Origin of the sequence: Alteribacter keqinensis (genome assembly GCF_003710255.1) — a bacterium.
In the GTDB taxonomy this organism is placed as follows: domain Bacteria; phylum Bacillota; class Bacilli; order Bacillales; family Salisediminibacteriaceae; genus Alteribacter; species Alteribacter keqinensis.
The window spans coordinates 2305504-2318606 of the sequence record NZ_RHIB01000001.1 but is presented as its reverse complement, the minus strand read 5'-3'; the positions used below and the strand labels follow the sequence as shown (position 1 = coordinate 2318606).

Genomic DNA, 13103 nt, shown 5'->3' with positions numbered 1-13103 from the left:
AACGAATCAAACTTAAAGTTGTTCATTTGCCAATTTGACTATTCTTAAAAGGGAGGTGCATCATGTCGGTCCATCAAAAACGAACGACCCGTTTTCTTACTGGAGAAGTGATTATTCCAGAACTTCAGCTCGAGTCGGGAGAAACGTTAACACATGTCACACTCGCATACGAGAGAGCAGGAGCAGAAAACGGAGCACCTCTGCTTATCTGTCACGCCCTCACAGGGAACCAGCACACTGTAGGAAGCAAAGAGGATCCTGGATGGTGGAGGGGACTGGCTGATGAAGGAGGGTATATCGACCTTTACGAACACGATGTGATTACCTTCAATGTGATTGGAGGCTGTAATGGATCTACAGGGCCTGTATCAGTGAACCCGAAAACAGATGATCTTTACAGGTCAGACTTCCCCTTCATAAGTGTGAGGGATATGGTCCATGCCCAAAAGCTTGCACTGGATCAAATGGGGATTACAAAACTCAAAGCGGTAATCGGGGGCTCCCTTGGAGGGATGCAGGCTCTGGAATGGGGACTTTCCTATCCGGATATAACAGAACAGCTTATTATCATGGCTGCCACACCTTCGTTAAGTGATTACGGAATGGCCTACAATGCCATTGCGAGAAAAGCTATTACTGATGACCCAAAGTGGAAGGACGGAAAGTATCTGTTAACAGATCCGCCGGTAAATGGACTTTCACTGGCGAGGATGACAGGAATGATTACGTACCGGTCAGGAAATTTGTTTAACCAGCGTTTTCATAGAGAAGGTAAAGCGCCGTGGGGAAAAGACCATACGGAAGTGGCATATCAGGTAGAGTCCTACCTCCGCTATCAGGGAGACAAATTTACAACCCGCTTTGATGCCAACAGTTATTTATATTTACTGAAGGCCATGGACCAGCATGATATTGAAAGAGACCGTAACCAGTCACTTGAAAATCTTCTTTCCCGCTATAAAAAAAGAGTGACGCTTCTGGCCTTCCAGGGAGACTTACTATACCCTCCCGAAGAGATTAAAAGACTGCAGGAGATCTGGCTTGAGGCGGGAGGCGATGTCCGTTATCTGGAAATTGATACAATCTTCGGCCATGACGGATTTCTCACCGAGTACACCAAATGGGGAGGGTATGTTCAACAGGCATTAAGCCAGTAAAAAAGCAGCCGGCCCCGCATTCTTACAAAAAAGAAAGGTGTTTTCGCAAAGGTTGTGGCTTTTCGTGGAAGGATGAAGAAGCCGGAGTACCCGAAGACTCATGCGGGAGTGGGCGCCAGGGAGAGACCCCGCAACGGGAAGGGTGAGGAGGCTCACCGGCACCCCCGCGGAAAGCGCAGGGTACGCAGGCTTCATCTATAGTAACTGCGTTTATAAAAAATACCCATATTAGCAATCTATACGAAAACAGCGCAAAAGAACAAACTGAATAACGATTTTAACTCTTATCGAGAGTGGCGGAGGGAATGGCCCGATGAAGCCCGGCAACCATGTACGAACGTGTACGAAAGGTGCCAATTCCAGCAGAGCTAGGACGCTCTGGAAGATAAGAGAGAGGCCGTGCTTACATAAAGCCCCTTTCTCTTATTTGAGGAAGGGGCTTTTCACTATCACCTGTAAAGCAAAACTGCTGACAAAAACTGAAATGAAAATCCAAGGAGGAATTTATAATGAGCCAGTCTTTTGAAACGTATAACCAGGAAACCGTCGTACTTCACGGAGGACAGTCCCCGGACCCGACTACAGGAGCAAGAGCCGTACCGATCTATCAGACAACATCCTATGTTTTTCACGACACAGAACACGCCGAGCAGCTGTTTGGTCTTGATGAGCCCGGGAACATCTACAGCCGTATCGGAAACCCAACAGTAGATGTCCTTGAAAAGCGCCTTGCACTCTTAGAAGACGGAGTTGCGGCAGTTGCAACAGCATCAGGCATGTCAGCGATTACGCTTTCCATTTTAAACATTGCGGGAGCCGGTGATGAGATCGTTGCAGCCACGAACCTTTACGGAGGGACTTATAATCTGTTCTCCACCACACTTCCCCGCTACGGGATTACTATAAAGTTCGTGGATGCATCAAACCCTGAAAACTTTAGAGATGCAATTACCGATAAAACAAAAGCTGTCTTTGCTGAAACCATCGGTAACCCGAGTCTGCACGTGCTGGATATCGAAGGAGTAGCCGATGTTGCCCATGAAGCCGGAATACCGTTAATTATTGATAACACATTTGCCACACCTTATGTCGTAAAGCCGATTAACTACGGGGCGGATATCGTCATTCATTCCGCTACGAAATGGATTGGGGGACACGGGACGTCCATCGGCGGTATTGTGATCGACGGAGGCCGCTTTAACTGGCAGTCTGATAAATATCCAGGATTTAATGAGCCGGATAACAGCTATAACGGCATTACCTATGCCAAGGATTTCGGAACCCTTGCCTTTATTACAAAGTTCAGAGTACAGCTCCTGAGAGATTTCGGTCCCTGCCTGAGCCCGTTCAACGCATTTCTTCTCCTCCAGGGTCTTGAAACGCTCCATTTGCGAATCGAAAGACATAACGATAACGCGCTGAATCTGGCAAGAAAATTAAAAGAGCACCCGGCAGTCGACTGGGTTGCCTATCCGGGCCTTGAAGAGCATCCTTCACATGAACATGCCTCAGAGCTGTTAAAAGGAGGGTTCGGTGCCGTCGTTAACTTCGGAATAAAAGGAGGGCGAGATGCAGGAAGGAAGCTGATAGACAATGTGGCTTTGTGGTCCCATCTGGCTAACGTCGGTGATGCGAAAAGCTTAATCATCCACCCTGCAAGTACAACGCACCAGCAGCTCTCCGATGACGAGCTCGTTTCCACGGGAGTAACACCGGACCTTGTCCGCCTTTCGGTAGGAATTGAGAATGTGGATGACTTGTTAAAAGACCTGGATCAGGCTCTTGAAATTGCGACAGGAAAAGGGCAGAGCAAAAACAACCGGGTCATTAATGATGAAGGAGTTATCAAATGGGCATTGTCCAGTGCTTCCGAAACCGGTGAAAAAGGGGATCGCCAGAAGACACTCGCGATCGTCGGCCTGAGCGGAAAAGAGAACCGTCCGAGTCACCGCCTGGCAAGGAAAATGCAGCGTCTTGGCTATAAAATCATTCCGGTTAATCCAAGAGAAACAGAAATTTTAGGTGAAAAGGCGTATCCGGACCTGAAAAGCATCGAAGGCCCTGTGGATATCGTTCAAGTATTCAGAAGTCCCGAAGCGGCGGTGGAACTGGCTAAAGAAGCAGCCGTTATCCAGCCGAAAGTGTTCTGGCTTCAAGAAGGGGTTGTTTCTGAAAAGGCAGCTGTGATTGCAAAAGATGCGGGCATTGACGTGGTGCATAACCGCTGTACCTATAAAGAGGCCCAGCGCCTGAGAGGAACGATATCTACATTTGCCTGCGAAATATAAGAGGACCATCCAACAAATGGGGCGGTTTCGGACCGTCCCTGTAATACGAATACTTACCTTAAAGGAGTGTGAAGCACAATGACTTCATTAAGAAAAACATTAACCGTATTGTTCTCTATTTTTACATTAACCATCTTCAGTGCTTGTGCTTCAACCTCTGATGCAGATTCTGAATCTCCATATCCTGATGAGATTTCACTCGACTACGCCTACTATTCACCAACAAGCCTGGTGCTGAAAGAGTTCGGATGGCTTGAAGAAGCATTTGAAGAAGAAGGAACAGACATTGAGTTTGTGTTCAGTCAGGGAAGCAACCGCTCCCTCGAATTTCTGACCGGAGGAAGCATTGATTTCGGCTCCACAGCAGGAGCGGCAGCTCTTATGGCAAAAAGCAATAATGCACCGATAAAAAATGTGTATATTTTTTCACAGCCGGAATGGACGGCACTCGTTGCCAATGAAAGCTCGGGAATTGAAAGTGTTGAAGATTTAGAAGGAAAAAGAATTGCAGCTACATTGGGAACTGACCCTTATATCTTTTTAATACGCACACTCAGGGAGCACGGCTTATCAGCAAACGATGTGGAAATTGTGAACCTTCAGCACAGTGACGGGGCGAATGCTCTGGCAAGCGGACAGGTGGATGCATGGGCCGGACTTGATCCTCATATGGCGAGACAGGAGCTTGAAACGGAAGCAGAACTTCTCTACAGAAATGAATCATTTAACACATACGGTTTTCTTAATGTAAGAGAGGATTTCGCCGAACAGTATCCTGAAGCAGTGGAAAAAGTGATCGAGGTCTATGAAAAAGCCCGCAAATGGGTACTGGAAAACCCTGAAGAAACTGTGGAAATCATGGCGAGAGAAGCTCAGATTGATGAAGAAGTCGCAGCACTTCAGCTTGAACGGAATACATTCGACAACCCGCAGCCTGGCGAGGAGCATATCAAAAGCCTGACAGAAGCAGGCAGGGTGCTGCAGGATGCAGAAGTGCTCGAAGGAAATCACGACATAGAAGAGCTTGTTAATGAACTGATTGATCCGGAGTTTGCAGAGAAAGTAATAGAAGATTAAAAGGAGGAGAAATGAATGGCTATTTCCCATGGACAAGAATCAGGCGTCATTCAGTCAGAAGAAAAGCGAACAGCCAGAAGAATAAGAATCAGAGAGCAGTTTCCATTGGGAATGATCAGCCTCTCATTGCTTCTCCCGTTCTTGCTTGTAACGGGGTGGGAGACGGCGGTCAGATTTGGGTGGACAGATTCCCACCTCCTGCCGGCTCCATCAGCAATCTTACAGACGATCTGGGCTATGGGGGCGGACGGCTCCCTCTGGCAGCATACAGGAATCACCCTATACCGGATTTTCTGGGGCTTTATATGGGGAACGATCATCGCTGTTGTTCTCGGCTCCATAGTAGGTATGTCCAGAAAAGCAGAAACGTTTTTTGATCCGACGATACAGGCCATCAGAGCTATTCCTTCCCTTGCCTGGGTTCCTCTCTTTATTTTATGGCTCGGAATCGGGGAAGGAGCTAAAATCACCTTGATTGCAGTCGGGGTATTCTTCCCCGTTTACTTGAATACAATAGGCGGCATTCAAAGCGTGGACAGAAAACTGATTGAAGTGGGAAGAGTATATGGCCTTTCAACCTTTGCTCTAGTAAAACGGATCATTCTTCCTGCGTCCCTTCCTTCCTTTTTAGTGGGATTAAGAAGTGGTCTCGGTCTCGGATGGATGTTCGTGGTAGCAGCAGAACTAATGGGGGCAAGTGAGGGGCTGGGATACCTTCTTGTAATGGGGCAGAATACGCTTCGTCCCGATACAATTCTGGCTAGCATTATTCTGTTTGCAATTCTCGGTAAAATAACAGACACCTTTTTGAAGAAACTGCAGAAAAGAGCCCTGCACTGGCAGGATAAAGTGATTCAGAAATAGTGAGGAGGCACATAGATGAGCTTACAAATTGAAAATGTCAGCCGCACATTCAATGGTCAGCCTGCTGTAGAAGATGTCTCCTTTACTGCAGAAAAGGGAGAAATTGTCGGGCTGCTTGGCACAAGCGGGTGCGGTAAAAGTACGGTACTCCGTGCTATTTCAGGACTTGATGACCTATACGAGGGAACAGTGAAAGTCAATAATAAAAAGAGCCGGTCAGTAAACACTGATCTGGGTATTATTTTTCAGGAAGCACGGTTAATGCCGTGGCTTAACGTGATAGATAATGTGAGCTTCGGACTTGAAGGTCCGAAAGGGGAAAAGAAAGAAAAGGCAAGAACGATTCTTCAGCAGGTTGGACTTGGGGGATTCGAAAAATATTATCCGAAAGAGCTTTCCGGCGGAATGGCTCAGAGGACCGCTATTGCACGGGCTCTTGTAACAGAGCCGGGTACACTGCTGCTGGATGAACCTTTCAGTGCCCTTGATGCTTTTACGAAACTGCAGCTTCAGGAATTGCTTCTGCAGATCTGGCAGGACAGAAAGCCAACGATGATTATCGTGACCCACGACATAGATGAAGCCCTCACCCTCTGTGACCGGATTGTTTTATTAAAAGGGCAACCCGGTAAGGTGTACAAAAACATTGAAATTACGAAAGCAAGACCACGGGCCAAAGGAGATCCCGAGCTTGCGAGACTAAAAGAGAGCATTCTCGAATCATTGGAGGAGAAGCGGACAGTGAAAGGAGCTTAGAAGAATGAGCGATACAACAAATCAAACCGTCCTGCCCCCCGAGCCTGGGCAGAAGTATAACCTGCAGGAATATGAAGAAGTCGCCCGGCACTTTTCTTGGTCCGAAGCTCTTCAGCATCTTTCTGTAGCCCCGACAGGACAGTGGAATGCAGCTTATGAATGTATTGACAGACATGTTGATGAAGGATTTGGCGGCAAAACAGCACTATTATTTACAGATGGAAAAAGAGAAGAATATTATACATTTTCACAGGTGAAAGAGATTACCGACCGTTATGCAAGAGTCTTAATAGATGAGGGAGTTAAAAAAGGAAGCCGTGTATTTATCTTTTTGCCAAAATCACCGGACTGCTATTTTACTATTCTGGCAGCGATAAAAGCCGGTGCGATTGCCGGGCCTCTATTCGAAGCATTTATGGAAGATGCCGTCAGGGAAAGAATGAACGATTGTGAGGCGGAGTTTCTCATTACAGATGAAGAACTGGGAAAGCGGGTACCGTCAAAGGAGCTGCCTCACTTAAAGAAACAATGGACAGTAGCGGAATTGGAGAATAAAGCCGCCGGTCTGTCCCTGATATCCGAACCGGTCGTCTGGCTTGATGAAGACGATGGTATGCTCATTCATTATACTTCCGGGTCAACAGGGAAACCCAAAGGAGTCCTGCACGCCCAAAGAGCGATTTCCCATCAGCTCATATCGGGAAAATGGGTGCTTGATCTTAAAGAGGACGACGTTTACTGGTGTACCTCCCATCCGGGGTGGGTCACAGGAAGTGTGTACGGTGTATTTGCCCCGTGGCTCAACCGGGCCACTGTTGTCATCCACGGAGGGCGCTATGATGCCTCACAATGGTATGAACTTATTGAAAAATTCAAGGTTACTGTCTGGTACAGTGCTCCGACGGCGTTCCGTCTCCTGATGAGTGAGGGAGGACTTCATGCAGACTACGACCTGTCTTCTCTTCGTCATCTTCTGAGTGTGGGAGAGCCTTTAAACCCCGAAGTGATTCACTGGGCTCATACCCATTTGAATGTCCGTATACACGATACGTGGTGGATGACGGAAACCGGCGGACACCTCATTGTGAATTTCCCGTCGGCAGTAATTAAGCCGGGTTCTATGGGGAGACCGTTTCCAGGCGTCAAAGCAGGGATTTTGAATGAAAAAGGTGAGCTCCTGCCGGCGGGAGAAGTAGGAGAACTGGCCATCAAAGCACCATGGCCGGGATTGATGAAAGAAATATGGAAGAACAAAGATAAATATCATTCCTATTTTACAGAAGACGGCTGGTACAAGTCCGGTGATACGGCCTATCAGGATGAAGAAGGGTATGTATTTTTCAGCGGCAGAAATGATGACCTTATTAATACAGCCGGCGAACGGGTCGGTCCGTTTGAAGTGGAAAGCAAACTGATTGAACATCCGGCAGTAGCGGAGGCAGGGGTAATCGGAAAACCCGATCCGGTACGTGGGGAAATTATCAAAGCGTTCGTGACCCTGCGGAACGGTTTTAAAGCAGAGGAATCCCTGATCAATAGCATTCGCTACTTTGTAAGAAGAGAACTGTCGGCACATGCAGCCCCCCGTGAAATTGAAGTGGTCCAAGAACTTCCTAAAACTAAGATCAGCGGGAAGATACTGAGACGGGAACTGAAAGCACGGGAACTGGAGAAAGAGGAGGCGTTGAAGAGGTGAGTAAGGAATATCAACTGCTGATTATTGGTTTTGGTACGGTTGGGGAAGGTGTATACCGTACTATCCAATCAAAGAGAGAAAAACTGTCAGCCATTCTGGGAAGAGAAGTGAAGGTGCCGGCTATTCTTGTCAAAGAGCGGGGTAAATCCCGTGAATTAGAAGATCATACACGGGTTGCCACGTCGCTGGAAGAAATTTCTGCCGGGGCTGTAGATCTTGTTGTTGAAGCGACCCCCGATGCCGAAACCGGTTACCCTTACGTAACTCATTTTTTAAAGAAAGGGATTCCTGTAGTTACCGCCAATAAAGAGCTTATCGCGAAAAAAGGAGAGGAACTTTTCAAACTTGCTGAAGCAAACGATTCAGACCTTTTGTTTGAAGCGGCAGTTGCCGGCGGGATCCCCCTTTTGAATACCCTTCGCCATACATTAAAAACAAACAATATCGAACAAATCAACGGCATATTAAACGGCACATCCAATTATGTTCTGACTAAAATGCAAAATGAAGGAACGAGCTTTGATGCTGCTCTTCAGGAAGCTCAGGAAAAAGGGTATGCCGAAGCTGTTCCGGATAAGGATGTAGACGGGTGGGACGCCTATTACAAAGCATCCATTCTGAGTCACTGGATTTACGGAGCAGCTCCTGAGTGGGAAGAGGGAGCACCTGCTGGTATACGGAGTGTTACGGTAGAAGATTTGCTGCTGGCAGAAAAAGCGACCGGTAAAATAAAACACGTTGCCTCACTGAAACGCTCCGGATTTGGGATACAAGCATCGGTAAGACCATGTTTTATATTCAGCGATCATCATTTATATTCCGTAAACGGTGTAGACAACGGAGTTCATATCAAAGGAAGCCTGTCAGGGGACCTTTTACTCCAAGGCCCGGGCGCAGGACAATATCCCACCGCGAGTGCCGTAATCGAAGATGTTGTCAATGTTCTTCAAGGAAAAAATGAAAGAGGGATTCAAGACCGGATAATTGGAAGTCTTGATGATGAATCAGAACCGGCAGGAGAGTATTCCTTCATTACTGGAAGTGAAGGAATTTTACGTCACCTTCGTGTAAGGGGTATTCCTGTGATCGCCATTCTTCATCATCCTTCAGGTAAACATATAGGTGCTGCTGTTAAAACCGATGATCAGTCCCTGTCAGATCTTCATGACTCGGTCAGTGAGTCATTCTCTGTGTATCCTGTTCTTGGCAATGAGAGTGAAATCAGGCAGAATTTTCAACATGATGGAAAACAGAATGCTGTTTCCTTTTAATAGAAGCTGTCCCGGCAGGTGGTCTCTTACCTTCCGGGCCGGCTTCTTTTTAAAATATGAACATCACGAAGGATGTGAATGGTTTCTGTCGAACTGTGCAAGTGAAGGTATTATAGGGGAGACAGACCGGGCACTTCCTTTAAGGAGCGTATTTTTATGAAAATAAAAGGGGAACAAGTGACGTTGCGTTCTGTAAGAGCAACGGATATTCTCCCCTTATGGGAAATGATGTATGGAGTGAAGGATCCTGAGTGGAAAAAGTGGGATGCTCCGTATTTCCCATTTGAGAGGCCTGACTACCACTCGTTTGAGCGACAGCAACTGCAAAGGGTTGGAATGGAAAACAACCGCCTCGTTATCGATTCAGCTGGAGAACCGATCGGCGATGTGATGTACTACTGGGAGCACAAACCATCGAAGTGGCTTGAAACAGGCATTGCTGTCTACAACCCGAAATATTGGAACCGCGGCTTGGGAACAGAAGCCCTGGCTCTTTGGATTGAACACTTATTCTCCACGATCTCCCTGCCCAGAGTCGGGTTTACAACCTGGTCCGGAAATCCCCGAATCATAAGGGTTGGGGAAAAAATAGGGATGAAGCTTGAAGGTCGTTTACGGAAAGTACGATACTATAACGGAAAATATTATGATTCAATCCGTATGGGCGTACTGAGAGAGGAATGGGCTGACATTCGTAAAAAACTGTTTTGTCTGCGTTAAAAAAAAGGGTGTCACCAAGGCAGAAATACCTTGGTGACACCCTTTACAGCTTTAATCAGTCCGTGACGAGAGGGATGCTCCTGTGATCTCGTTTAACAGAGAAAACAATTAACGTTAATCGATCCCGAAGCCGCGTTATATATTTATTCCAGGCGGTCCATTATCTTTGAGGACAGCTGGCGGTACAAACGGTTTTCATATGCCTCATCGTCTTCCCCATCTTCCTGGGGTTCTTCTTCTTGCAGAGAGTCCTGAATGCCACTCCAGATAAAGGAACGCAGATATTTTGTCTCAGCATGACGGATAAAGAGATCTTCATCTTCTTCTCTAAGTTCCCTCAATATCTGTCTGTTTAATTGAGAGTCATTCTGGATAAGGTCTTCGCTATTCACAAAAGAGATGAATTGATTCTCGTTATATTCCCAGTCATATTCCTCGGCAGCGATGTCTTTCCACACCATAAGCTCCCGCGCCTGATACCGCGCGTCTTCTTCTCTCTCATCAGAGGAAGTACCGGAATCTTCAAGGTTATGGCGTACATCTTGATTTAGAAGGAAGTGATAATAATAGCTGTTTTCATTTCGTGAATCCGGATTTGTATTATAAAATCCAGTTTCACTGAGTGCGCTTTGAATGGCTTCTGAAATTTCTTCATTGTCGCCATCTTCCTCTTCCGTCCATTCTCCAGGGACGTCTGAATCCTCTTCACTCAGGTCGTCTGAGTCTTCTGTTTCTACTGCTGTTTCAGCCTGGTCCATATCTCCCTCTTCCCCCGGAGGGTTTGAAAGATCGGCAGGCATAGGCTGGGCAAAGTCATCCTGAGAATAAAAGTAAGATAATAAAATTGTGAGAGCAAGGAGCAGGCATGCACCTATTAAAAAGTAAACTTTCTTCTTTGTTGACATGATGTCACCTCGAGACGAAAACGTATGTATTTCAAATATTATCCTTAAAACAGACTAATCTCTATTATAAGTGAATTCAGCACTGAGTAAAATAGTGGAATTATTGATTTTCGGAAGTATATGTATCATAGCATTTAATAATGGCAGGGGCGACTATCCCGTACCCACCGAAGAAACATAGGCCAGTCCTGGGTAATTAAGAACCTGACGTTAAAGTATTCGAAGCAGGTAGGGCTTTTTAAGCGTTTTTCTGGGTAAAAATACGAAGTTCTCAAATATAGGAAAAAACCATGCCCTTAGACACGCTTCTTTGGTATTATGTAAGTCGAATAATGTCTTATCTTTGTTAAAGGCTGTGTCAAAGATCATTGTTGGTTTTTAAGAAGTTGATTAAAGCAGAGTGGAAATTAACATCCGAGTTTAACAGAGCCTTGTGAAAAAGGTAAGAGCATACCAGATGGGGGTAGCAGCATGGCGTTTTGGGGGAAATTGAAATTAAAGCATAAAATACTGGGTGTTTTTACATTTATAATGTGTTTATTTACAGTTGTGTTCGCATACAGCTTTTCACTTCTGTATAACATTGAGACCCAAACGGAGTATTCGGAAGAAGCAAACATGCAATCACTGGTGTTAACAGATCTGGGGTCGGTTGTCCGTTCACAATACATTGCACTATCGGACAGCATCAGAACAGGATCGCTGAATGAAGCCTATTATGAGCGCCAGACGGAGTTGCTGCGTTCCCATGTGGAAACACTGGATGGATCGTTTAATAACCCTGAGCATGAAGCGATGTTTCAGGAATTTTTAGTACAGTACAGTGAATTTGAGGAAGTCGCAGAAAGAATCCTCGGGTCAGCTGTCGGCGGATCAAACCGGGATGCCATTCAGCTGACAGATTTGAGAGAAGAAATTGTACAAAACCTTCTTATATTTACTGAGGTTATTTTTGCAGATGCAAATGAGGCGTCAGATCAGGTTTACTCATCATTGAGTGAAACTCGTCTCATTTTTGCAATATCAACTGGTGTCGCCCTTGTGGTCGGCTTGATTCTGTTCACTCTCACTAGTCAGGCAATTACTAGAACCTTGAACAGAGTAGTCGCTGCTGCTGAAAGTATTTCGAACGGGAATGTAGAGATTGAGCCGCTCGAAGTAAAGTCGAAAGATGAGCTCGGTCAATTGAGTGTAGCTATCAACATGATGATTGAGAAGCTGAAGAGCTTTATCGGCGAGGTGGGCAGTATGAGTGATCATGTGGCATCCTCCTCGGAACAACTCTCTGCCAGTGCAGCGGAAACGAGCCGGGCGGCAGAACAGATTACCGAATCTATACAGGAAGTGGCTGCCGGGGCTGAGTCACAGGCGGAAGTAAGTGATAAAAACGAGCAGATCGTATCTGAAGTTACGATGAGTATAGAGGAAATTACAGATAATGTGGAAGAAGTAAATGAAGCCTCTCTTGATTCCAGAAAAAAAGCAGAGAGTGGTAAAGCTGTCATAGATGAAAGTATTGAAGCGATGATTCGCATTCAGGATATCACTGACCGTACGAGTGTATCCATTCAGCAGTTGGCTACCAAGTCTGCGAAAATCGGTTCGATTGTAGATATGATCTCAGGTGTGGCAGAGCAGACAAACCTCCTCGCTTTAAATGCAGCGATTGAGGCGGCAAGAGCCGGAGAGCATGGAAGAGGATTTGCTGTTGTTGCAGATGAAGTCAGAAAGCTGGCAGAGCAGACAACAAGTTCCTCCAGTGCAATTCAGTCTCTCATAACAGATATTCAGTCGGACATCCAAGCGTCTGCAGTTTCCATGACAGAAGGATATGAGGCTGTTGCTGGGGGACAGACTTCGGTTAAACAAGCGGGAGAGGTTTTTGCCGAGCTGGACCGGGCAATTGAAGATGTCTCAGCCAAAATGCATTCCATGAACAAAGCAGTAGAGCGGGTTTCGGAAGGGACAGAACAAATGCTTCTTGCGGCTCAGGAATCTGCCAGTATTTCAAAAGAATCGGCGGGCTATTCACAAAACGTAGCATCTGCCGCAGAGGAACAGACAGCAACCATGGAAGAGATCACTGCTTCCTCCGAGCAGCTGTCAACTGTTGCCGGTGAAATGCAGAATCTTCTTCAGCGCTTCAGGAATGGAACTGAAGAACAGTCAGAATTGGCTGACGATGTTTTTCACCAAGGTGATGAAGGAATTCCAGGAGATGAACTTAGTAAATTGGAAATAAAGAGAAAAGTAAACTGACGAAAAGAGACTGAGGAAAGGAATTTGTTCCTTTGCCCAGTCTTTTTTGATCTTAAAGGTAAAAAACGACCTTTTGGGTCAACCTCTTTCAGAAAAGTGTAAAAGCACGT

The 13103-nt window shown here is 46.1% G+C and carries 10 protein-coding genes and 1 riboswitch; of the genes, 9 read left to right on the top strand and 1 reads right to left on the bottom strand.

Annotated elements, in window-relative coordinates:
* The first annotated feature begins 62 nt into the window (after positions 1–62).
* The 8 genes from metX (at position 63) to EBO34_RS11155 (ending at position 9829) form a co-directional block, all read left to right on the top strand.
* On the top strand, positions 63–1157 hold the full coding sequence (metX, locus tag EBO34_RS11190; RefSeq protein WP_122898261.1) for a homoserine O-acetyltransferase MetX: 1095 nt from the start codon (positions 63–65) through the stop codon (positions 1155–1157).
* A gap of 281 nt (positions 1158–1438) precedes the next feature.
* Positions 1439–1549: riboswitch (SAM riboswitch) on the top strand.
* A gap of 117 nt (positions 1550–1666) precedes the next feature.
* Positions 1667–3445, top strand: a complete 1779-nt coding sequence (locus tag EBO34_RS11185; RefSeq protein WP_122898259.1) for a PLP-dependent aspartate aminotransferase family protein — start codon at positions 1667–1669, stop codon at positions 3443–3445.
* Positions 3446–3523: 78 nt separating this feature from the next.
* The gene (locus EBO34_RS11180; protein WP_122898257.1) at positions 3524–4522 is read left to right on the top strand and encodes an aliphatic sulfonate ABC transporter substrate-binding protein; all 999 of its coding nucleotides are present in this window, start codon (positions 3524–3526) and stop codon (positions 4520–4522) included.
* A 111-nt stretch (positions 4523–4633) separates the two neighbouring features.
* Entirely contained in the window at positions 4634–5386 is a 753-nt protein-coding gene (locus tag EBO34_RS11175; protein WP_429699433.1) for an ABC transporter permease, read from the top strand.
* Positions 5387–5401: 15 nt separating this feature from the next.
* Positions 5402–6142: an ABC transporter ATP-binding protein gene (locus tag EBO34_RS11170; RefSeq protein ID WP_122898253.1), complete on the top strand. Its 741-nt coding sequence runs from the start codon at positions 5402–5404 to the stop codon at positions 6140–6142.
* Between the two features lie 4 nt (positions 6143–6146).
* Positions 6147–7838 (top strand): acetate--CoA ligase, encoded by a 1692-nt coding sequence (gene acsA / locus EBO34_RS11165; RefSeq protein WP_122898251.1) that lies wholly within the window; start codon positions 6147–6149, stop codon positions 7836–7838.
* Complete coding sequence (locus EBO34_RS11160) at positions 7835–9109, top strand: homoserine dehydrogenase (RefSeq protein WP_122898249.1); 1275 nt, start codon at positions 7835–7837, stop codon at positions 9107–9109. The genes acsA and EBO34_RS11160 overlap by 4 nt, the downstream gene beginning before the upstream one ends.
* Positions 9110–9265: 156 nt before the next feature.
* Complete coding sequence (locus tag EBO34_RS11155) at positions 9266–9829, top strand: GNAT family N-acetyltransferase (RefSeq protein ID WP_122898248.1); 564 nt, start codon at positions 9266–9268, stop codon at positions 9827–9829.
* Between the two features lie 143 nt (positions 9830–9972).
* Here the strand turns inward: EBO34_RS11155 and EBO34_RS11150 are convergent, their stop codons facing one another.
* Positions 9973–10734, bottom strand: coding sequence for a hypothetical protein (locus EBO34_RS11150; RefSeq protein ID WP_122898246.1), 762 nt, complete (start codon positions 10732–10734; stop codon positions 9973–9975).
* A gap of 618 nt (positions 10735–11352) precedes the next feature.
* Here EBO34_RS11150 and EBO34_RS11145 point away from each other — a divergent pair.
* The gene (locus tag EBO34_RS11145) at positions 11353–12993 is read left to right on the top strand and encodes a methyl-accepting chemotaxis protein (RefSeq protein WP_183163820.1); all 1641 of its coding nucleotides are present in this window, start codon (positions 11353–11355) and stop codon (positions 12991–12993) included.
* Positions 12994–13103 lie beyond the last annotated feature (110 nt).

Bases quoted from the DNA above. Each gene is read 5' to 3' on its own strand.
- EBO34_RS11145 (WP_183163820.1), top strand. From the start codon at position 11,353: ATGCAATCACTGGTGTTAACAGATCTGGGGTCGGTTGTCCGTTCACAA.
- EBO34_RS11185 (WP_122898259.1), top strand. From the start codon at position 1,667: ATGAGCCAGTCTTTTGAAACGTATAACCAGGAAACCGTCGTACTTCAC.
- EBO34_RS11150 (WP_122898246.1), bottom strand. From the start codon at position 10,734: ATGTCAACAAAGAAGAAAGTTTACTTTTTAATAGGTGCATGCCTGCTC.
- EBO34_RS11155 (WP_122898248.1), top strand. From the start codon at position 9,266: ATGAAAATAAAAGGGGAACAAGTGACGTTGCGTTCTGTAAGAGCAACG.
- EBO34_RS11170 (WP_122898253.1), top strand. From the start codon at position 5,402: ATGAGCTTACAAATTGAAAATGTCAGCCGCACATTCAATGGTCAGCCT.
- EBO34_RS11180 (WP_122898257.1), top strand. From the start codon at position 3,524: ATGACTTCATTAAGAAAAACATTAACCGTATTGTTCTCTATTTTTACA.
- acsA (WP_122898251.1), top strand. From the start codon at position 6,147: ATGAGCGATACAACAAATCAAACCGTCCTGCCCCCCGAGCCTGGGCAG.
- metX (WP_122898261.1), top strand. From the start codon at position 63: ATGTCGGTCCATCAAAAACGAACGACCCGTTTTCTTACTGGAGAAGTG.
- EBO34_RS11175 (WP_429699433.1), top strand. From the start codon at position 4,634: ATGATCAGCCTCTCATTGCTTCTCCCGTTCTTGCTTGTAACGGGGTGG.